The organism is Microbacterium sp. KR10-403 (assembly GCF_040196215.1).
In the GTDB taxonomy this organism is placed as follows: Bacteria; Actinomycetota; Actinomycetes; order Actinomycetales; family Microbacteriaceae; genus Microbacterium.
Map to the genome: position 1 here is coordinate 349,280 of NZ_JBEGDC010000002.1, position 21,405 is coordinate 370,684.

A 21,405-nucleotide genomic window follows, 5' to 3' on the forward strand; every position below is an offset into this window, starting at 1 on the left:
GTTCCGCCGCCTCAGGCGCGCGCCTTCACCCGCGGATCGACGAACCCGTACAGCAGATCGACGATGAAGTTCGCGAGCACGATCAAGAACGCCGAGAACAGGGTGAACCCGATCACGAGCTGCAGGTCGAGCGTGTTGACCCCGTCGATGAGCATCGCGCCCAGCCCCTGCATCGAGAACACCTTCTCGGCGATGACGGTGCCGCCCAGCAGACCTCCGAGGTCGAGCCCGAAGATCGTGACCACGGGGATGATGGCGTTGCGCAGCCCGTGGCGCACGACCACCCGACCCTCGCCCACGCCCTTCGCGCGCACGGTGCGGATGTAGTCCTGCCCCATCGTCTCGATCATCTCGCCGCGGGTCAGCCGCGCGTAGATCGCCGCCGAGATGAACGCGAGCGTGCACCACGGCAGGATCAGATGCAGGAACCACTGCAGCGGGTCCTCGGTCAGCGGCACGTAGCCGCCCGTCGGGAACCACTGCAGCGTGAATCCGAACAGCAGGATCCCCAGCAGCCCGACGAGGTAGCTGGGCGCCGAGACGCCCGCGATCGCGAACGTCATCACGGTGCGGTCGACCCAGGTGTTGCGGCGCAGGGCCGCGACCACTCCCCCGGCCACGCCCATCAGCAGCCACAGCACCGCGGCGCCGACGGCGATCGACGCCGACACCGGGAAGCGCGAGGCGATCAGCTCCGTGACCGACGCGTTCAGCTGGAAGGAGTACCCGAAGCACGGCGCGGCGCACGAGATCGCGGCATCCCCCGTTCCGAAGCTGCGCCCCGCGACGATGCCCCACAGGAAGGCGCCGAGCTGCTGCCACCAGGGCAGGTTGGTGCCCATGAACTCCTTCGCGCGCTCGAGGTTCTCGGGCGTGCACGGCTTGCCGCAGCTCAGCTGCGCGGGGTTCGTGGGCAGCAGGTAGAAGATCGCGAAGGAGACGATCGCCACGACCAGCAGCACGAGGATCATGCCGCCGAGGCGCTGCAGGATGAACCGGGTCACCGGCCGCCTCCCTTCGGGTCGAGGGCGTCGCGCAGCCCGTCGCCGAGCATGTTGAACGCGAGCGTGATGAGGAACAGCGCGGCCCCCGGGAACACGAGGTACATCGGGCTGATCTGCACCCAGGAAACTGCCTCGCCGATCGTGCGGCCCCAGCTGGGCGTGGGCGGCGGCACGCCGACGCCCAGGAACGACAGCGCGGCCTCGAAGCCGATCATCGAGGGCACCATGATGGTCGTGTAGACGATGATCGTCGCCGACACGTTGGGCAGCACCTGGCCGAACGCCACGCGCCAGCCGCTGGCGCCCATGGCGGTGGATGCCGTCACGAAGGCGCGCTCGCGCAGCGACAGCACCTGCCCGCGCACGACGCGCGAGATCGACGGCCAGCCGAAGAACCCGATGACGATGATCATGAACAGCGGCTTGGGGAACGCCGTGGGCACGATGGCGGTCAGCGCGATCATGAACACGAGCACCGGGAAGCCGAACATCACGTCGACGACCCGGCTGAGGATCCTGTCGTACCAGCCGCCGAAGAAGCCCGTCGTCACCCCGACGAGCACGCCGATGAACACCGACAGCACGGTGGCGCTGATGCCCACCAGCAGCGAGATGCGCGCGCCGTAGACGACGATCGAGAACAGGTCGCGGCCGGTGAGCGGCTCGACGCCGAACCAGTGCGTCGCACTGATGCCGCCGCCCCAGCCCACGGGCGCACCCGAGTCGTCGAGCAGGTCGACGTGGTACGTGTACGGGTTCTGCCCGGTGATGGCGGTCAACAACGGCGCGAGAAGCGCCGCGAGCACGAAGACGATGATGACGATCGCGCCGGCGGTCGCCCACCGGTCGCGCAGGACGGAGCGCACGATGTGCCGGAATCCGGTGCGTCGCGACGGGATGCCGGTGCCCTCGATCGTGTTGGCGGTGGTCATGCGCTCACCCCCTCGTCGTCGGCCGCCAGCTGCAGCCAGGCGTCGCGCCGCTCGCGCTGCGCGTCGGGGTCGGCGACGGGTGCCGCGGCGATGAGCCGCTGCGTGTAGGGCTGCTGCGGGTCGGTGAGCAGGGCCCGGGCGGGGCCCGACTCGACGATGCGGCCGTTCTGCAGCACCGCCACGTCATGCGCGACCTCCTGCACGACGGCGAGGTCGTGGCTGATGAACAGGCATGCGAACCCGAAGTCGCGCTGCAGCTGCACGAACAGCTTCAGCACGGTGGCCTGCACCGACACGTCGAGCGCGCTGGTGGGCTCGTCGGCGATGAGCAGCGCCGGGTGCAACGCGACGGCGCGCGCGATCGCCACGCGCTGACGCTGGCCGCCCGACAGCTCGTGCGGGTACCGCTCGGCGAACGCGGCCGGCAGGTTCACGGCATCTAGCAGCTCCGCGACGCGGGCGCGCCGCTCGGTCTGCCCCTGCCGGGTGTGCAGTCGCAGCGGCTCGGAGATCGCCCGCCCCACGGTCTGCCGGGGGTTCAGCGACGACGCCGGGTCCTGGAAGACGTAGCCGATGCCGCGCCGCACGCGCCGCAGTCGGCGGCGGGATGCCGTGGCCAGATCGCTCCCGTCTACCCGCACACTGCCGCCGGCCGGGGCGATCAGCCCCGCCAGTGCGCGGCCGATGGTGGACTTGCCCGATCCCGACTCGCCCACCAGGCCGAACGTGCGGCCGGCGTCGATCGTGAAGCCCACGCCCTGGACGGCGTGCAGCGGAGGGCGTCCCCAGCCCGTCGACGCGTAGTCGATCGACAGGTCGTCGACCTCGACGACGCGGGGGGTGGATGCCTCCTGAGCCGTCACTGCGCCGGCCTGGTCGAGCCGCGGCACGGCCTGCAGCAGTTCGCGCGTGTACGCGGCCCGTGGAGAGGCGAACAGGGTCGCGGCATCCGCCCTCTCCACGACCTCGCCGGCGCGCATCACGATCACGTCGTCGGCCAGGTCGGCGACCACGCCCATGTCGTGGGTGATGAGGAGGACGGCCACCTGACGCTCGGCCGCCATCGTGCGGATGAGCTCGAGGATGCCGGCCTGCACGGTGACGTCGAGTGCCGTGGTCGGCTCGTCGGCCATGAGGATCTCGGGGTCGCAGGAGAGCGCCATCGCGATCATCGCGCGCTGCAGCTGGCCGCCGCTGAGCTCATGCGGATGCGAGCGCGCCACACGGTCGACGTCGCGGATCCCCACCGAGCGCAACAGCTCGCGCACCCGCGCCCGGGCCGATGACCGGTCGGCGCTCGTGTGGGCGCGCAGTGCCTCGACGATCTGCCACTCGATCGTGTAGACCGGGTCGAACGCGTTCATCGGCTCTTGGAAGATCGTGCCGATGCGGCCGCCGCGCACGGCGCGCAGCACGCCGGCGGGAGCGCCGACCAGCTCGCGGTCGCCGAGGCGGATGGTGCCGGACACGCGCGCGTTGGGGGGAAGTAGCCCCAGGACCGACATCGCCGTGACCGACTTGCCCGACCCCGACTCGCCCACGAGCGCGAGGACGCGCCCCGGGTACAGCTCGAAGCCCACCCCGTCGACGACGGTGCGGGCTTCGCTGCGCGGGCCGTCGGCGAACGCGATACGGATCGCGTCCGCCGACAGCACCGGCTGATCGCCGGATGAACTCACTGCTTCAGTGTGACAGTCAGGTAGTTCGGATAGGCGGGGAACGACGCGATGAAGAAGTTCTCGACATCGCTGCCGGCCAGGAACGACTGCTTCGAGTAGGTCAGCGGGACGACCGGGGCGTCCTGCATGATCCGCTTGTCGGCCTGCGCCCACAGCGACTGCGCCTGCGCCGGGTCGGTGGCCGCCGTCGCCTGGTCGATGAGGCCGTCGACCTCGCTGTTCGAGTAACGGGCGAGGTTGTACCCGCCGCCGCCGATCTGGCTCGAGTCGAACAGCGGCTGGATGTTGCCGTTCGCGCTCGGGAAGTCGGGCTGCCACCCGCCGAGGATCAGGTCGTAGTCGGGGTTGTCACCCGTCGCATCGGTGTACATCGTGTTGATGTCGAGCGGCTTGATCGTGACCTTGATGCCCGCGCGCTCGATGCCCTGCTCGAGCGCCTGCGCCTGCGCCTGGCTCGACGAGTCGTTGGCCGCCCACAGCACGAGGTTCAGGTCGTCGGAGTGGCCGGCCTCCTGCAGCAGCTGCTTGGCCTTGGCGACATCGCCGTCGTCGCCCGACGGGTACAGGTCGTACTCCTGGCGCCCGGGGATGCCGGGGGTGATCAGCGTGGTCGCGCGGATCGCCGCCTGGCTGCCGCCCTGCGCGATGATGAACGCCTTCGGGTCGACGGCGTACTCGATCGCCTGGCGCACCTTGAGGTCCTTCAGCGCACCGCGCTGCGTGTTCATGGCGAGGTAGTTGATGGGACCGGCGTCGCTGGTGGCCAGCCGCTCCTTGGCGCTCGGGTTCTTGTTGACCAGGGCCAGCTCGGCGGCACCGAGGTAGGTCGCCAGGAACGACGTCTTCGCGCTGCCCGCGTCGGTGATCAGCGACTGGGTGCTGGTGGAGACGTCCTGGCTCTCCTTGAAGATGATCTTGTCGGGGCCTGCGGTGCGCACCGAGTCGGTGCTCTTGTCCCACTCGGTGTTGCGGACGAGCTCGAGCGCGGTGCCCTGCTTGTTCGACGAGACCTTGTACGGACCGGTGGCCACCGGGTCGTCACCGTAGGTCTTGGGGTCGTCCTTGTCCTTCGGGACCGGGGCGAACGCCGGCATCGAGACGATCCACGGCCAGTCGCCGTACGACGAGTTCAGGTGGAAGACGATGGTCTTGTCATCGGGCGTCTCGATCGAGTCGAGGTCGCCGTCGGTGTAGGGGCCCTTGTAGTCCTCGCCGCCGACCAGCAGCGACTTGTGGTACCCGAGGCCGCCGGACAGCTCGGGCGCGAATGAGCGCTCGATGCCGTACTTGATGTCTTCGCTCGTGATCGGCGTGCCGTCGGCGAACTTCAGGCCGTCCTTGAGCGTGTAGGTCCAGGTCTTGCCGTCGTCGCTGACCGTGCCGGTGTCGGTGGCGAGGTCGGGGACGACCTTGGGGTCTTTGCCCTTCTGGATGTCCCACGTCGTCAGGCGGCGCTCGATGAGACCGAGCGTCGTGATCGCGAGGTTCTGGCTCTTCGCGGGGTCGAGGTTGATCTGGGTCGCCGAGGTGAGGATCGTGAGCGTCCCCCCGGTGCTGCCCGTCTTCTCGGCGCTGCTGCCGCCGCCGCCCGAGCAGGCGGTGAGCGCCAGCGTCGCGGCCGCTGCGAGCGCGATGGCGCCCGTCAGGTGTCGTCTCATGGGGGGTCCTCTTTCTTGGGGCACGGGTTTCGGCGGTGAGTGGGCTGTGGTCCGCCGACCGTTATGTTCCAGCATCCCTCATGGCAAAGGTATTCCCGCACGCGGGTGAAATCTTGCGTCACGGATGCCGCGGCATCCTGCTCCCTGCGTCGCCGCTGCCGCGGCACTCTGTCCCCCTGCGTCGCCGACGCGGGGCGCCTCGCCAGCGCCCGCGCCCCTGCTCTCACAGGCTTCGGAGAGTCACGCCTTCTTCGGAGCCGAACACGCACCCGGCTCCGAAGTTCGCGCGATCCTCCGAAGTCTGTGAGAGGGAGGCAGGGGAAGGACGGGGTGGATGCCGCGCGGCGGCGCGTGCCGGCAAGCACGATGCCCCGCCGCGCGTGCCGGCAAGCATGATGCCGCGCGGCGGCGCGTGCCGGCAAGCACGATGCCGCGCGGCCGCGCGGCGGGTCGCTGCACGCCGAACGGGTCGCTACGTGCGGCGGCGCCGCGCGAAGGGGCCCTACTCCCCGAAGCCGGCGGCGATCAGCTCGATGAGCTCTTCGCGCTCCTCGATCGGCAGGAACGCCGCCGCGGCCGCATTGAGCTGGAACGCCTCGAGATCGCCCAGGTCGTAGTCGAACGTCTCGGCCAGCAGCGCCAGCTCGCGGGTGAGCGAGGTGCGGCTCATCGTGCGGTTGTCGACGTTGACCGTCACGGCGAAGCCCAGCTGGTAGAGCAGGTCGAACGGGTGATCGGCCAGCACGTTGCCCCACGCGGCGATGGCGCCGGTCTGCAGGTTCGAGCTGGGCGACAGCTCGAGCGGGATCTCGCGGTCGCGCACCCACTGCGCGATCTGCCCGAGACGCACCTGCACGTCTTCGCCGTCGACGCCGACCGTCTCGATGTCTTCGGCGATGCGCACGCCGTGGCCCAGGCGCAGCGCACGCCCGTCGATGAGCGCCGAGCGGATCGAGGCGAGCCCGGCCGCCTCCCCCGCGTGCACGGTGGCCGGGAAGAACTCGGCGGCCAGGTGGTCGAACGCCTCGCGCAGCCGCGAGGGCGGGAAGCCGTCTTCGGGGCCCGCGATGTCGAACCCGACCGCCCCGCGGTCACGCCACGACACGGCGAGCTTCGCGATCTCGAGCGACCGGTCGGTGTGGCGCATCGCACTGATGAGCTGCCCGACGCGGATGTCGCGGCCCGCAGCGTGCGCGGCATCCTGCCCCTGCTCGATGCCCTCCTGCACGGCGGCGACCGCGTCGTCGAGGCTCAGCCCCGCGGTCAGGTGCTGCTCGGGAGCCCAGCGCACCTCGGCGTAGACCACGCCGTCTGCGACGAGGTCTTCGACGAACTCGCGGGCGATGCGGGTCAGCCCCTCGCGCGTCTGCATGACGGCGATCGTGAGGTCGAACGTCTTCAGGTACTCGACGAGCGAGCCCGAGTCGCTCTGCCGGGCGAACCAATCGGCGAGCGCGGCGGGCTCGTGCTCGGGCACGTCGATGCCGGCGGCATCCGCCAGCTCGATGATCGTGGCGGGACGCACGCCGCCGTCGAGGTGGTCGTGCAGCGAGACCTTCGGCAGGCTGCGCAGCGAGACGCCGCCGATGCGCGCGTCACCGTTCTGGTCGATGGCCATGGGTGCTCCTTGGAGATTCGGGATGCCGCGTCACGCGGTGATGCGCTCGATGACGATCGGGCGCGGGTCGGCCTTCTCGCCGATGCCGTACGCATTCTCGAGGGCCTCGAGCGCGCGCGGGATGCGCGCGGCGTCGTCGGCACCGAGCGTGAGCAGCGGCTGACCGGCGACAACGCTATCACCCGGCTTGGCGTGCAGCTCGATCCCGGCCGCGTGCACGACGGCGTCCTGCGGGCGGGCGCGCCCGGCGCCCAGCCGCCATGCGGCGATGCCGACGTCCCACGCATCCAGCCGGGTGAGCACGCCCGACGAGGGCGCGACGATCGTGTGCGTCTCGCGCGGGGTCGGCAGCGGCGCGTCGGGGTCGCCGTCCTGTGCGGCGATCATGCGTCGCCAGACGTCCATGGCCCGCCCGTCGGCGAGGGCCGCCTCGACGTCGGCATCGGGCTGCCCCGCGAGCGCGAGCATCTCGCGCGCGAGCGCGACGGTGAGCGCGACGACGTCGGCGGGCCCGCCGCCGGCGAGCACCTCGACCGATTCGCGCACCTCGTTGGCGTTGCCGACGGCCACACCCAGCGGCGTGTCCATGTCGGTGATGAGCGCGGTGGTCGCCACCCCCGAGTCGGTGCCGAGCTCCACCATGGTGCGCGCCAGCTCGCGCGCCTTCTCGAGGTCGTGCATGAATGCGCCCGAGCCGACCTTGACGTCGAGGACGAGCGAGTCGGTGCCCTCGGCGATCTTCTTCGACATGATGCTCGAGGCGATCAGGGGCACCGCCTCGACGGTGCCGGTCACGTCGCGCAGCGCGTACAGGCGCTTGTCGGCGGGCGCCAGGCCCGAACCCGCGGCGCAGATCACCGCGCCGATCCCCTGCAGCTGCGCGCGCATCTCGTCGTTCGACAGCGCCGCGCGCCACCCGGGGATCGACTCGAGCTTGTCGAGCGTGCCGCCGGTGTGGCCGAGGCCGCGGCCCGACAGCTGCGGCACCGCGACGCCGAAGGCTGCGACCAGCGGTGCCAGGGGCAGCGTGATCTTGTCGCCGACGCCACCGGTGGAATGCTTGTCGGCGGTCGGCTTGCCCAGCCCCGCGAAGCTCATCCGCTCGCCGGAGGCGATCATGGCGTCGGTCATCACGCGGATCTCGTCGCGCCCCATGCCGTTCAGCAGCACCGCCATCGCGAACGCCGACATCTGAGCGTCGGTGACGTACTCGCGCGTGTACGCGTCGATCATCCAGCGCAGCGCGTCGGGGTCCAGCCCGGTCTTGTCGCGCTGCGCGCGGATGACGTCGACGGCGTCGAAGGGCTCTGTCATCGTGCTCTCCCCCTGGTCGTGTCGAGACGCTCGCTCAACGACCGACCGTCTCCAGGTCGCGCGGCCCGAACGCGTCGGGCAGCACCTCGTCGATGGTGCGGATGCCCGACACCGTGTCGAGCAGCATGCCCGGAACGGCATGTTCGAACAGCAGCTGCCGGCAGCGCCCGCAGGGCATGATCGTGTCGCCCTCGCCGTTCACGCACACGAACGCGACGAGCTGGCCCCCGCCCGAGATGTGCAGATCGCTGACGAGTCCGCACTCCGCACACAGCGTGACCCCGTACGACGCGTTCTCGACGTTGCAGCCGACGATCACCCGCCCATCGGTCACCAGTGCCGCCGCCCCCACGCGGTAGCGCGAGTACGGCACGTACGCGTGCTCGGATGCCTCGCGGGCCGCCGCATGCAGCGCGTCCCAGTCGATGTCGGTCACGATCTCCTCCACGATGTGCGGGATGCCGCGGCTCATCCCTTGATGTACGGACTGCCGTCGGCCGCGGGCGCCGTGATCTTGCCCGCGAACCCGGCCACCGCCAGGATCGTGACCACGTACGGCAGCATGAGCATGAACTCGCTCGGGATCGGCGTGTTCAGCACCGACAGCAGGTTCTGCAGACTCGTCGCGAAGCCGAACAGCAGGGCGGCCAGCGTCGCCTTGATCGGGTCCCAGCCGCCGAAGATCACCGCCGCCAGGGCGATGAAGCCGAGGCCCGCGGTCATGTCCTTGGTGAACTGCGGCACCGACACCAGCGTGAAGTAGGCACCGCCGATGCCGGCGATCGCGCCGGCCAGCAGCACGTTCCAGAACCGGGTCGGATTCACCTTGATGCCGACCGTGTCGGCGGCCTGCGGGTGCTCGCCGACCGAGCGCAGACGCAGACCCCATCGGGTGCGGTACAGACCCCAGGCGACGATCGCGACGACCACATACATGAGGTACACGATGAACGTCTGGTTGAAGAACACGGGACCGATCACGGGGATGTCGCCCAGCAGCGGGATCTTCCATCGCGGGAAGGTCACCGCATTGTTCAGCGCCGCCTCGTTGGGCGCCAGCAGCGCGCCGTAGAGGAAGCCGGTGAGGCCCGACACCAGCACGTTCAGCACGACGCCGACGATGATCTGGTCCACGAGGTAGCGGATCGCGAAGGCCGCGAGCACGAACGCCACCAGCACGCCGCCGATGATGGCGCCGATGAGTCCCACGAACGGGTTGCGCGTGATGCTCGACAGCAGCACGGCCGTGAACGCGCCCAGCAGCAGCTGGCCCTCGATGGCGATGTTGACCACGCCGCCGCGTTCGCCGATCACACCGGCCAGTGCGCCGTACACGAGCGGCACCGACAGCGACAGCGCTCCGGCGAGGGTGCCCGCGACCGGCACCACGCCGCCGCCCTGCGCGGCCCAGGTGAGGAACGCGAACATCGCGATCACGGCGAAGACGATGGAGACCCACAGCCCGGTGCGGCGGTACGCCACGGCATCCCACCACGTCCATGCGGTGAGCACGGCGAGGATGATCCACGAGATCCACATCGTGGGCGCGGCGGCCACGTGGATGTCGGCGATGGTGAACGACACACGATCGCTGATGCGGAAGATGCTGTCGCCGCTGACGGGCGAGAACACGAACAGAAGTGCCAGCAGTACCGTCACGGCGGTGAGCGTCACCGGCAGCTTGATGTGCCGCGTGCGCACGATCTCGGGTGTGAACGTGGAGGCCGTGATCGTCATGAGGCCACCGCCTTGTCGTTCGCCGCGGCGCGTTTGCGGGCGGCCTTGGCCTTGCCCTTCGCCGACAGGTCGGAGTCATCCTTGGGGAGGAAGAAGATCGTGCGCACCAGCGGCGGCGCAGCGATGAACAGCACGATCATCGACTCGACCACGAGCACGATGTCGACCGGGATGCCCTGTGCGACCTGCATCGTGAACGACCCGGCCTTCAGCGCGCCGAACAGCAGCCCTGCCCAGAACGTGCCCCAGGCGCGCGAGCGCCCGAGCAGGGCCACGGTGATCGCGTCGAAGCCGATGCCCGCGTCGATCGCATCGCCGAAGCCGGTGGGCACCGAGCCGAGGATCTGGTTCATGCCCGCCAGCCCCGCCAAGCCGCCGGCGAACAGCATCGCGTACACGTACATGCGCTGCACGCTGATGCCGGCGGTGCGTGCGGCGTGGGGGTTCTCGCCCACCGCCCGCAGCCGGAAGCCCAGGCTGGAGTGTTCGACGAGCCACCAGGTGATCACCGTGGCGACGATCACGATCGGGAAGCCCCAGTTCAGCAGCGGGAACTGGTCGCCGAACAGCGAGGGGAACTGTGCGGTCTCGGGGGTCGGCGCCGAGATCGGCTGGTTCGTGCCGGGCTTCTGCAGCAGGCCCGGCGTGCGGATCATCCACCGCACGAGGTACAGCGCGACGAAGTTGAGCATGATCGTGAGGATCACCTCGTGCGCGCCGGTGCGCGCCTTCAGCAGACCCGCGATGCCGCCCCAGATCGCGCCGCCGGCGATGCCGGCCACGAGCGTCAGCGGCATGTGGATCCACATGGGCAGGTCGAGGTTGAACGTCACGAGGGCGGCCGTCGCACAGGCGATGAGCATCTGGCCGCGGGCACCGATGTTGAACAGGCCGGAGCGGAACGCGAGCGCGACGCCGAGGCCCGCCGCGATCAGGGGCGCGGCGAAGCCCAGGGTGTTCGTCAGCGGCGTGATGAACGCGGTGAACGACGTGGCGCCCGGGTTGACGATCGACCCTTGGAACAGCGCGTAGTAGCCGCCGGAGACCGACTGCCAGATGGCGGCGAGCATGTCCTGCGGGCGGGCGAAGAAGTAGCCGGCGGTCTTCTGCACGGTCTCGTCGGTCACCGCGATGAGGATGCCGCCGACGATCATCGACGCGACGATCGCCAGGACCGTCGTCACCACCGACCCGCGCAGGATCTCGCGGATCAGCTGGTTCGAGCGGGGCGCCTCGGGGGCCTCCGGAGCGCTTTGGCCGGTGAGGGGGCCGGATGCCGCGGGCAGCTGCTCGGGCGGAATGCCGACCGGTTCGTGACCGGCACCGGGTACACGGTCGCTCATGCGGCGTCCTCCGTCGGGTTCTCGCCGGCCATCATCAGGCCGAGCACGTCGCGCGGGGTGTCGGCGGGGACGATGCCCACGATGCCTCCGCGGTACATCACCGCGATCCGGTCGGCGAGTGCGACGACCTCATCGAGCTCGGTCGACACGACGATCACCGGCACGCCGGCGTCGCGGGTCTGGATGATGCGGTTGTGGATGAACTCGATCGACCCCACGTCGACGCCGCGCGTCGGCTGCGAGGCCAACAGGAGCGAGAGCTCGCGGGTCAGCTCACGGGCGATGACGACCTTCTGCTGGTTGCCGCCCGACAGCGACCCGGCGCGGCTCGACGGACCCTGCGTGCGGATGTCGAACTCCGCGATGCGGTCACGCGCGAACGCGTCGAGCACACGGCGCTTGATGGTGCCGGCCGACTGGAACTGCGGATCCGAGCTGCGATCGAGGATGAGGTTCTCGGCCACCGTGAACGAGCCGACCAGGCCGTCCTCCTGCCGGTCCTCCGGCACGAACCCGACGCCCTCGTCGAGGATCGCGCGCACGCCCTTGCCGACGAGCTCCTCGCCGTTCAGGGTGATCGAGCCCGACACCTTCTCCTGCAGGCCGATGATGGCCTCGGCCAGTTCGGTCTGCCCGTTGCCCTGCACGCCCGCGATGGCCAGCACCTCGCCGGGCCGCACATCGAAGTCGACGCCGTCGACCACGACCGCGCCGTCGGCCGAGAGCACGCGCAGGTCGCGGACCTCCACACCCCCGGTGCCGATCTTCGGCGGGTCCTTCTGCACGGTGAGCTCGACGGCGCGGCCCACCATCATCGAGGCCAGCTCCGTGTTGGTCGCCGTCGGGCTCGCCTCGCCGATCACCTTGCCCAGCCGGACGACCGTGATGCGGTCGGCGACCTCGCGCACCTCGCGCAGCTTGTGCGTGATGAAGACGATCGCGGTTCCCTCGTCGCGCAACTGCCGCATGATCTGCATGAACTCGTCGGTCTCCTGCGGCGTGAGCACGGCGGTCGGCTCGTCGAAGATGAGGATCTTCGCATCGTGCGCGAGGGCCTTCACGATCTCGACGCGCTGCTGCACGCCCACCGGCAGGTCTTCGACCCGTGCGTCGGGATCGATGTGGAAGCCGAACCGATCGGAGACCTCGCGCACCCGGCGCCGGGCGGCGCCGATGTCGAGGATGCCGAAGCCCTTGGTGTCCTCATGACCGAGCATGAGGTTCTCGGCCACCGTGAACACCGGGATCAGCATGAAGTGCTGATGCACCATGCCGATGCCCGCGGCGATCGCGTCGCCGGGGCCGCGGAAGTGCTGCACGACGCCGTCGAGCAGGATCTCCCCCTCGTCGGCCTGATAGAGCCCGTAGAGGACGTTCATGAGTGTCGATTTGCCGGCGCCGTTCTCGCCCAGCAGCGCGTGGATCTCGCCGCTGCGCAGTTCGAGGTCGATGTGGTCGTTGGCCACCAGGCTTCCGAAGCGCTTCGTCACGCCCCGCAGCTCGAGCTTCATAGTGTGCACCTTATCCAGCGAACGGTCGTTGAGCGAGGCCCCGCGCGGGGGCCCCGCTCAACGACCGGATGGGTCTTGCTACTTCGGCGAGTTGGTCGAGGTGACCTCGAGCGTGCCGTCGATGATCTGCTTCTGCAGCTCGGCGAGCTTGTCCGTCAGCCCCGAGGGCAGCTTGCTCTCGAAGTCGTGGAACGGGCTCAGGCCCACGCCCTCGTTCTTCAGGGTGCCGATGTAAGGCGTCACGTCGAAGTCACCGGTGGCCGCCGACATGACGGTGTCGTACACGGCCGAGTCGATGCGCTTCATGATCGAGACCAGCGTGACGTCGGCGACCGACGGGTCGGCAACGGCCAGGTCGGAGTCGACGCCGAGCATCACGGTGTCTTTGCCGGAATCCTTGATGGCCGCGGCCGCGGACTTGTAGATCGGGCCGCCGACCGGGAGGATCACGTCGACGCCCTGGTCGAGGATGCCCTGCGCGGTCTGCTTGGCGGTGTCGTTCGCGGTGAAGCCACCGGTGAACGAGCCCTTCTGCGTGTCGACGTTCCACCCGAATGTGGCGACGTTCGCACTGTTGTCCTCGTTGAACTTCTTGACGCCGTCGATGAAGCCGTCCATGAAGATCGCGACAGACGGGATCTGCAGGCCGCCGAACGTGCCGACCTTGTCGACGCCGTCCTGGTGCGACCACGCGGCCGCGGCGTATCCGCCCAGGTAGGCGGCCTCGACGGTGTTGAAGAGGATCGGCTTGATGTTCGGGGCGTCGGGCTTGCCGTCGCCGTCGGCGTCGGCGCTGTCGTCGATGATCGCGAAGTCGATGTTCGGGTTCGCCTTGGCCGTCTTGATGGTCTCGGCCGAGAGCTTGTAGCCCACCGCGATGATCAGGGTGCAGTTCTGGCCGACCATGCTCTGCATGTTGGGGCCGTAGTCGCTCTCCGAGCTCGACTCGGCCTCGATGGCCTTCACGCCCAGTTCACTGGCGGCCTTGTCGATGCCGTTCTTGGCGGATTCGTTGAACGACTTGTCGTTCCAGCCGCCGTCGTCCGAGACGATGCAGGGCTTGAAACCGGCGACCGCGGTCTTGCCGCCCTCGGTCGGTGTCGTCGCCTCCGGCGCCGCACCGCAGCCGGCGAGCACGAGGGCAAGGCTGGCGGCGACGGTGACGCCGGCGAGCTTGCGAGTAGATGAGATGGTCAACTCGGCCTCCACAGGAATGGACCGCGGACTTCGCGGCACCTAAGAAGTTACCCAGTATGACGTGTGATTTGCAGATCTGCACGACCCGTGGGCCGGAATGGTTACAAAGCCGAAACGAAGGGATGCGGCATCCCGCGCTTTCCGCCCGATCAGAGCACCTCGCCCCGGCCGGAGAGCTTGAGCGCGTCCACCACGCCCTTCACCCGCTGCGCGTTCTCGCTCGTGGTCACCAGCAGCGCGTCGGGCGTGTCGACCACGACGATGTCCTTGACGCCGATGAGCGAGATGATCCGATTCGTCTGGCTCACCACGATTCCGCTGGCGGCATCGGAGAGGATGCGCGCGTTCTCCCCCAGGATCGCCAGGTCGTTCGGGCGGCCGTGCGAGTTGAGCTTGGCGAGGCTGGCGAAGTCGCCGACGTCGTCCCAGTCGAAGTGCCCGGGCACGACGGCGAGCCTGCCGCGGGCGGCGGCGGGTTCGGCGACCGAGTAGTCGATCGCGATCTTCTCGAGCGTCGGCCAGACCCGATCGACCACGGGCCCCCGGGCGTCGCGGTCGTCCCAGGCCTCGGCGAGGTCCATGAGGCCCGCGTACAGCTGCGGGCGGTTCTCGGCGATCTCGCCCAGCAGCACATCGGCACGTGAGATGAACATCCCCGCGTTCCACAGGTACGAGCGGTCGGCGAAGTACTCCTTGGCCGTGTCCAGGTCGGGCTTCTCGACGAAGCGCTCGACCATGGCCGCCTCGGGCGCTCCGTCGACGATGAGCTCCCCGGCCTTCTTGATGTAGCCGAAGCCGATCGAGGGCTCGGTGGGCGGGATGCCGATCGTGCAGATGTAGCCCTCACGCGCCACCTCGATCGCCTGGCGCACCGCCCAGTCGAACAGATGCGGCACGCGGATCACGTGGTCGGCCGCGAACGAGCCGACGACCACGTCGGGCTCGCGCCGCACGAGGATCGCCGCGGCCAGGCCGATCGCGGCCGTCGAATCGCGCGGCTCGGATTCGAGGATCACGTTCTTGTCGGGGATGCCGGGCAGCTCCTTCTCCACGGCCGCCCGGTGGGCGCGGCCGGTGACCACCGCGATGCGGTCGGGGCCGGCGAGCGGCTCGAGGCGGTTCCAGGTGTCCTGCAGCAGGGTGTGCCCGGAACCGGTGAGATCGTGCAGGAACTTCGGCGCGTCGGCGCGCGAGAGCGGCCACAGCCTGCTGCCGATGCCCCCGGCGGGGATGATGGCATGGAAGTCGGAGACGGGCGCTGACATGCGTCCAGGGTATCGGCCGCGGCATCCCGCCACCGCCCTTCGCCTCTCTCACTGAGCGGGATCCGACGGCCCCCGCGGTAAGGCCCGCCTAATCCGCTGAGACCACAGGAGGGGAATAGGATGGGCTCGCGCCCGTTTGTGTGACGCCGAGGTCTTCCGGCCTCGGGGGGCATTGTCCGCCCCTACTCGAGTACGACTCTGGAGGACGGCCGTGTCTGCACCAGCACGCGTGACACCGTCGGTTTCCCAAACCACTTCCCGGACGCCGCGCGGCACGCTGTACCGCGGTCATGAGGGCATGTGGTCTTGGGTGCTGCACCGCATCACGGGCATCGGGATCTTCTTCTTCCTGCTTGTCCACATCCTCGACACGGCACTGATCCGTGTGGCGCCGGAGGCGTACGACGCCGTGATCGGCACCTACAAGAACCCGATCATGGGCGTCGGCGAGATCATCCTGGTCGCCGCGATCGCGTACCACGCGTTCAACGGCCTGCGCGTGATCGTCGTCGACTTCTCCAAGTGGGGCGCGAAGTACCAGCGCCAGCTGTGGTGGGGCGTCATCGGCCTGTGGGTGGTGCTGATGCTCGGCTTCATCCCGCGCCAGTTCATGGTCATCATGGCCGAGATCACCGGGGGCAACTGACATGACCGCCGACACCATCGCCGCACCCCGCACTCCGGCCGCCCCGCCCCACCGCAAGGGCCTCAACCTCGAGAAGTGGGGCTGGCTGTTCATGCGCGCCTCGGGCGTGCTGCTTGTCGTGCTCATCTTCGGGCACCTCATCGTCAACCTCGTCCTGGGCGAGGGCGTGCGTCAGATCGACTTCGCCTTCGTCGTCGGCAAGTACGCCACGCCGTTCTGGCAGTGGTGGGACGTCATCATGCTCTGGCTGGCGCTCATCCACGGCAGCAACGGCATGCGCACGATCGTCAACGACTACGTCACCCACAACGGCACGCGCCGCGTGCTGGTCTGGGCGCTCGGAATCGTCGCCGCGCTGCTCATCCTGCTCGGCACCCTCGTCGTCTTCACCTTCGACCCCTGCCTCGGCGTGACCCCCGACAGCTCGCTGTGGCAGATGTGCCAGGCGCGATAGAGACGCTACGCAGAGACCCAGACACGGAGGCATCCCACACGTGAGCACCCAGACATCGGGCGACGTCGTCAAGGACGGCGTGCACTACCACCAGTTCGACATCGTGATCGTCGGCGCCGGCGGCGCCGGCATGCGCGCCGCGATCGAGGCCGGCCCCGGCGCGAACACGGCCGTCATCTCGAAGCTCTACCCCACCCGCTCGCACACCGGTGCGGCGCAGGGCGGCATGGCCGCGGCGCTGTCCAACGTCGAGGAGGACAACTGGGAGTGGCACACCTACGACACCGTCAAGGGCGGTGACTATCTCGTCGACCAGGATGCGGCCGAGATCCTCGCGAAGGAGGCCATCGACGCGGTCATCGACCTCGAGAACATGGGGCTGCCGTTCAACCGCACCCCCGAGGGCAAGATCGACCAGCGCCGGTTCGGCGGTCACACCCGCGATCACGGCAAGGCCGCGGTCCGCCGCGCCTGCTACGCGGCCGACCGCACCGGCCACATGATCCTGCAGACGCTGTATCAGAACTGCGTGAAGCTGGGCATCAACTTCTTCAACGAGTTCTATGTGCTCGACCTGGTCACCGTGCCCGACGCCGACGGCAACCCGCAGATCGCCGGAGTCGTCGCATACGAGCTGGCCACCGGCGAGCTGCACGTGTTCCAGTCGAAGGCCGTCATCTTCGCCACCGGCGGGTTCGGCAAGATCTTCAAGACGACGTCGAACGCGCACACCCTCACCGGTGACGGCGTCGGCATCATCTGGCGCCGCAAGCTGCCGCTGGAAGACATGGAGTTCTTCCAGTTCCACCCGACCGGGCTGTACGGCCTGGGCATCCTGCTCACCGAGGGCGCCCGCGGTGAGGGCGCGATCCTGCGCAACGCCTCGGGCGAGCGCTTCATGGAGCGCTACGCCCCCACCATCAAGGACCTCGCGCCCCGCGACATCGTGGCGCGGTCGATGGTGCAGGAGGTCCTCGACGGGCGCGGCGCGGGTCCCCACAAGGACTACGTCTACCTCGACTGCACGCACCTGGGCGCCGAGGTCCTCGAGACCAAGCTGCCCGACATCACCGAGTTCGCACGCACCTACCTGGGCGTCGACCCGGTCGTCGAGCCGGTGCCCGTCATGCCGACCGCGCACTACGCGATGGGCGGCATCCCGACCAACAACAACGCCGAGGTGCTGCGCACCAACACCGACGTCGTGCCGGGGCTCTACGCGGCCGGCGAGTGCGCGTGCGTGTCGGTGCACGGCTCGAACCGCCTGGGCACCAACTCGCTGCTCGACATCAACGTGTTCGGCAAGCGCGCCGGCAACAACGCGGTCGAGTACGTGCAGACCGCCGAGTTCGTCGACCTGCCCGACGACCCTGCGAAGGAGGTCCGCGAGCTCATCGAGGGCCTGCGCAACAGCAGCGGCACCGAGCGTGTCGCGACCCTGCGCAAGACGCTGCAGAACGACATGGACCTGAAGGCCCAGGTGTTCCGCACCGACGACTCGCTGGGCGAGGTCCTGGGCACGATCGAAGAGCTGCGTGAGCGCTACAAGAACGTGCACGTCGACGACAAGGGCCGCCGGTACAACACCGACCTGCTCGAGGCCGTCGAGCTGGGCTTCCTGCTCGACATCGCCGAGGTCGTCGTCTACGCCGCCCGCAACCGCAAGGAGAGCCGCGGCGGCCACATGCGCGACGACTACCCGACGCGTGACGACGAGAACTACATGCAGCACACGATGGCGTACCTGACCGGCGACCCGCACTCCTCGGATGCCACCGATCACATCAAGCTCGATTGGAAACCCGTCGTCTTCACGAAGAACGAAAAGGGCGAGCTGCGGTACCCGCCGTTGGAGAGGAAGTACTGATGTCCACTGTCGTCGACTCCGACCAGCCTGCCCCGGCGGGCGAGGCGCCGATCCAGTCGTTCCTGGTCACGTTCATCATCCGCAGGTACGACCCCGAGGTCGACGCCGAGCCCCGCTGGGTCGACTACGACGTCGAGATGTACCCGACCGAGCGCGTCCTCGACGCCCTGCACAAGATCAAGTGGGATCAGGACGGGTCCCTGACCTTCCGCCGCTCGTGCGCGCACGGCGTGTGCGGCTCCGACGCCATGCGCATCAACGGGCGCAACCGGCTGGCCTGCAAGACGCTGATCAAGGACCTCGACATCTCGAAGCCGATCTACGTCGAGGCGATCAAGGGCCTGCCGCTGGAGAAGGACCTCGTCGTCGACATGGACCCGTTCCTCGACGCGTACAAGGCCGTGCAGCCCTTCCTCGTCTCGCACTCGCACCCGGAGAAGGGCAAGGAGCGCCTGCAGTCCGCCGAGGACCGCGAACGCTTCGACGACACCACCAAGTGCATCCTGTGCGCGGCGTGCACCTCGTCGTGCCCGGTCTTCTGGACCGACGGTCAGTACTTCGGCCCGGCGGCGATCGTGAACGCGCACCGCTTCATCTTCGATTCGCGCGACGACAACGCCGACGTGCGCCTGGACATCCTCAACGACAAGGAAGGCGTGTGGCGCTGCCGCACGACCTTCAACTGCACCGAGGCGTGCCCGCGCGGCATCCAGGTCACCCGCGCCATCGCCGAGGTGAAGCAGGCCATCCTGCGCGGCGGCCGGTAGGTCTCGACCTTTCTCGCGAGCGCTCGTCGGCACGCCGGCGGGCGCTCGCTAGTCTGTGTGCTGTGAGTCAGACGCGTGCGCGGGCGACGGCGGAGGACGCCCGTGCCCGGGCGATCCCGCAGACGGGCACGCCCGACGACGAGACGCTGCGCGAGCGGTGGGATGCCGCGGCCACCTCCCTGCGCGACAGATTCGACGAGCCCATCAACCGGGCCACCGCGCTGACCCGGCGCACGCTCGCCTGGTTTCCGATCCGCGTGTGGCGCCACTTCCTGCGCAGCAACGGGTTCCTCCTGGCGGCGAGCATCAGCTATCAGTCGCTGTTCGCGATCTTCGCGGTGGTGTACGTCGCGTTCGCCGGGATCGGCATCTGGCTGGGAGCGAGCTCTCCCGCGTTCGACCAGATGGTGCGGCTGATCAACAGCTACATCCCGGGGCTGATCAGTGACCAGGCCGGGGCCCTCATCACCCCCGACGACGTGCGCGCGGTGACCCGCAACGCGAGCAGCGTCCTCGCGATCACCGGTGCGATCGCGCTGGTCGTCGCGATGTGGACCGCCGTCGGCTTCGTCACGTTCACGCGGCGCGCCGTACGTGAGATCTTCGGCCTGCCGTTCGACACCCGCAACTACATCTTCCTGAAAGCACGCGACTTCCTCGCCGGCGCCGCATTCGGCCTCGCGCTCATCATCGGCGCGGTGGTCGGCTGGATCGCCAGCGGTGCGCTGGACACGATGCTGACCCTGATCGGCCTCGACGAGCGCTCGCTCTGGTTCCAGGTGTCGCTGAAACTCCTGTCGGGGGTGGTCGGGTTCGTCATCACCTCGGTGGCACTGGCGGCGCTGTTCCGGTTCCTCACCGGCACCTCACTGCCCTGGCGCCGCATCTGGCCGGGGGCGATCCTGGGCGGCGCCGCGATCGCGGTGCTCCAGCTCGGTGTCGGTCTGCTCTTCTCCTACACGCCGTCGAACCCTCTGCTGGCGACGTTCTCCGTCATGATCGCGTTGCTGCTGTGGTTCCGTCTCATCGGGATCGTGATCCTCGTGGCCGCCTCGTGGATCGCCGTGTCGGCCACCGATCGCGAGATCCCGCTGGCGACGCCGAGCGAGGCGGAGAAGGCCCTCGCCGAGCACGAGGCGCTGCTGCTGGCGGCGCACGTGCGGCTGCGCGACGCCAAGACCGCCCGGCGGACCGCACCCTGGTGGCGACACAGGCGGGCCGACCGCGATGTGCGGCACGCCGAAGAGGAACTCGCCGAGATCGAGGCATCCACTCCCCCGTCCACGCCGTGAGACGACCGCCATGCCGCGGCGGTGTCGCCGGTCGCGGTTAGGGTGGAACGCGTGCCCGCTCCCTCCCGCATTCCCGACACCCTCCGTATCGCCTCGATCAATGTGAACGGCATCCGAGCCGCCGTGCGCAACGGCATGCACGCCTGGCTCGATGAGGCCGACGTCGACATCATGGCGCTGCAGGAGGTCCGCGCCACCGCCGATCAGCTGCGCGAGGCGCTTCCCGGCTGGGAGCTCATCAACGACGAGGCCCTCGCCAAAGGCCGCGCGGGCGTCGCGATCGCGTCCCGTGTGCCGGTGACCGAGACCCGCCGCGGGCTCGACGGCGACGACGTCGATGCGGCGGGCCGCTGGCTCGAGGTCGAGACCGACCTGGGCGGCGTGCCGCTGACGATCGTCAGCGCCTACGTGCACAGCGGCGAGGTGGGTACGCCCAAGCAGGAGGCGAAGTGGGCGTTCCTCGATGCGATGGAACAGCGGATGCCGCGGCTCGCCGCCGATGGCTCGCTCGCCCTGATCACGGGCGACCTCAACGTCGGCCACCGCGAGCTCGACATCCGCAACTGGAAGGGCAACGTGAAGCGCGCGGGATTCCTGCCGCGCGAGCGCGCGTACTTCGACCGCATCTTCGGCGCCGCAGGCGAAGAGGTGACCGGCGTCGACGGATCGACCGGCACGGGCCTCGGCTGGGTCGACGTGGGGCGCCGGTTCCACGGCGAGGTCGACGGTCCGTACACCTGGTGGTCAAGTCGTGGCAAGGCGTTCGACAACGACACCGGCTGGCGCATCGACTATCACGTGGCGACGCCGGCCCTCTCCGAACGCGTGCGCGGGTACTGGATCGGCCGGGCTCCCTCGTGGGACACCCGGTGGAGCGACCACGCGCCGGTGGTCGTCGACTACGCGCTCTGAACGCGGCCGCGGCCGGTGAGTCACCGCACCTGCGGGGTGCGAACGACAGGTCGGACGCATCGCGGGAACGCCGATTCCTCCACAGCCTGGGGACAACCGACGCCTCATCCACAGATTCGACGGTGAGCACCCCCTCCACAGGCCTGTGAAACGCTAGCGTCGGTCGCGCCGGCGAAGTCCCTCGTCGCACGCCGACCGCGGCAGGCGGT

At 69.2% G+C, this 21,405-nt stretch carries 18 protein-coding genes; 6 read left to right on the forward strand and 12 right to left on the reverse strand.

The window, feature by feature from the left end; genetic code table 11:
• Window positions 1-11: 11 nt before the first annotated feature.
• From ABMQ42_RS05290 to ABMQ42_RS05345, 12 genes are all read right to left on the reverse strand, one after another.
• Window positions 12-1,004 (reverse strand): ABC transporter permease, encoded by a 993-nt coding sequence (locus ABMQ42_RS05290; protein WP_349721808.1) that lies wholly within the window; start codon window positions 1,002-1,004, stop codon window positions 12-14.
• Complete coding sequence (locus ABMQ42_RS05295) at window positions 1,001-1,936, reverse strand: ABC transporter permease (protein ID WP_349721809.1); 936 nt, start codon at window positions 1,934-1,936, stop codon at window positions 1,001-1,003. The genes ABMQ42_RS05290 and ABMQ42_RS05295 overlap by 4 nt, the downstream gene beginning before the upstream one ends.
• A complete protein-coding gene (locus tag ABMQ42_RS05300) occupies window positions 1,933-3,615 on the reverse strand; it encodes a dipeptide ABC transporter ATP-binding protein (RefSeq protein WP_349721810.1) in 1,683 nt (560 codons plus the stop codon). The genes ABMQ42_RS05295 and ABMQ42_RS05300 overlap by 4 nt, the downstream gene beginning before the upstream one ends.
• Entirely contained in the window at window positions 3,612-5,273 is a 1,662-nt protein-coding gene (locus ABMQ42_RS05305) for an ABC transporter substrate-binding protein (RefSeq protein WP_349721811.1), read from the reverse strand. The genes ABMQ42_RS05300 and ABMQ42_RS05305 overlap by 4 nt, the downstream gene beginning before the upstream one ends.
• A 502-nt stretch (window positions 5,274-5,775) precedes the next feature.
• On the reverse strand, window positions 5,776-6,891 hold the full coding sequence (locus ABMQ42_RS05310) for an adenosine deaminase (RefSeq protein WP_349721812.1): 1,116 nt from the start codon (window positions 6,889-6,891) through the stop codon (window positions 5,776-5,778).
• A 30-nt stretch (window positions 6,892-6,921) separates the two neighbouring features.
• A complete protein-coding gene (locus ABMQ42_RS05315; RefSeq protein WP_349721813.1) occupies window positions 6,922-8,205 on the reverse strand; it encodes a thymidine phosphorylase in 1,284 nt (427 codons plus the stop codon).
• Between the two features lie 34 nt (window positions 8,206-8,239).
• Window positions 8,240-8,641, reverse strand: coding sequence for a cytidine deaminase (locus tag ABMQ42_RS05320; protein WP_349722087.1), 402 nt, complete (start codon window positions 8,639-8,641; stop codon window positions 8,240-8,242).
• A gap of 32 nt (window positions 8,642-8,673) precedes the next feature.
• On the reverse strand, window positions 8,674-9,942 hold the full coding sequence (locus tag ABMQ42_RS05325; RefSeq protein WP_349721814.1) for an ABC transporter permease: 1,269 nt from the start codon (window positions 9,940-9,942) through the stop codon (window positions 8,674-8,676).
• Window positions 9,939-11,285, reverse strand: coding sequence for an ABC transporter permease (locus ABMQ42_RS05330; protein ID WP_349721815.1), 1,347 nt, complete (start codon window positions 11,283-11,285; stop codon window positions 9,939-9,941). Before ABMQ42_RS05330 ends, ABMQ42_RS05325 begins: the two co-directional genes overlap by 4 nt.
• Window positions 11,282-12,796 (reverse strand): ABC transporter ATP-binding protein, encoded by a 1,515-nt coding sequence (locus ABMQ42_RS05335; protein ID WP_349721816.1) that lies wholly within the window; start codon window positions 12,794-12,796, stop codon window positions 11,282-11,284. The genes ABMQ42_RS05330 and ABMQ42_RS05335 overlap by 4 nt, the downstream gene beginning before the upstream one ends.
• 78 nt (window positions 12,797-12,874) lie before the next feature.
• The gene (locus tag ABMQ42_RS05340) at window positions 12,875-13,993 is read right to left on the reverse strand and encodes a BMP family lipoprotein (RefSeq protein ID WP_349721817.1); all 1,119 of its coding nucleotides are present in this window, start codon (window positions 13,991-13,993) and stop codon (window positions 12,875-12,877) included.
• Window positions 13,994-14,142: 149 nt separating this feature from the next.
• Window positions 14,143-15,258: a mannose-1-phosphate guanylyltransferase gene (locus tag ABMQ42_RS05345; RefSeq protein WP_349721818.1), complete on the reverse strand. Its 1,116-nt coding sequence runs from the start codon at window positions 15,256-15,258 to the stop codon at window positions 14,143-14,145.
• 211 nt (window positions 15,259-15,469) lie between these two features.
• Here ABMQ42_RS05345 and sdhC point away from each other — a divergent pair, with 211 nt between their 5' ends.
• From sdhC to ABMQ42_RS05375, 6 genes are all read left to right on the forward strand, one after another.
• Window positions 15,470-15,904, forward strand: coding sequence for a succinate dehydrogenase, cytochrome b556 subunit (sdhC, locus tag ABMQ42_RS05350; RefSeq protein WP_349721819.1), 435 nt, complete (start codon window positions 15,470-15,472; stop codon window positions 15,902-15,904).
• Between the two features lies 1 nt (window position 15,905).
• The gene (locus tag ABMQ42_RS05355) at window positions 15,906-16,358 is read left to right on the forward strand and encodes a succinate dehydrogenase hydrophobic membrane anchor subunit (RefSeq protein WP_349721820.1); all 453 of its coding nucleotides are present in this window, start codon (window positions 15,906-15,908) and stop codon (window positions 16,356-16,358) included.
• A 40-nt stretch (window positions 16,359-16,398) separates the two neighbouring features.
• Window positions 16,399-18,225: a succinate dehydrogenase flavoprotein subunit gene (gene sdhA, locus ABMQ42_RS05360; protein WP_349721821.1), complete on the forward strand. Its 1,827-nt coding sequence runs from the start codon at window positions 16,399-16,401 to the stop codon at window positions 18,223-18,225.
• Window positions 18,225-18,992, forward strand: coding sequence for a succinate dehydrogenase iron-sulfur subunit (locus tag ABMQ42_RS05365; protein ID WP_349721822.1), 768 nt, complete (start codon window positions 18,225-18,227; stop codon window positions 18,990-18,992). The genes sdhA and ABMQ42_RS05365 overlap by 1 nt, the downstream gene beginning before the upstream one ends.
• A 62-nt stretch (window positions 18,993-19,054) precedes the next feature.
• Window positions 19,055-20,284, forward strand: a complete 1,230-nt coding sequence (locus ABMQ42_RS05370) for a YihY/virulence factor BrkB family protein (protein ID WP_349721823.1) — start codon at window positions 19,055-19,057, stop codon at window positions 20,282-20,284.
• A 69-nt stretch (window positions 20,285-20,353) separates the two neighbouring features.
• Window positions 20,354-21,196 carry an exodeoxyribonuclease III gene (locus ABMQ42_RS05375; RefSeq protein WP_349722088.1) on the forward strand — a complete coding sequence of 281 codons (843 nt, stop codon included), beginning with the start codon at window positions 20,354-20,356 and terminating at the stop codon, window positions 21,194-21,196.
• Window positions 21,197-21,405 lie beyond the last annotated feature (209 nt).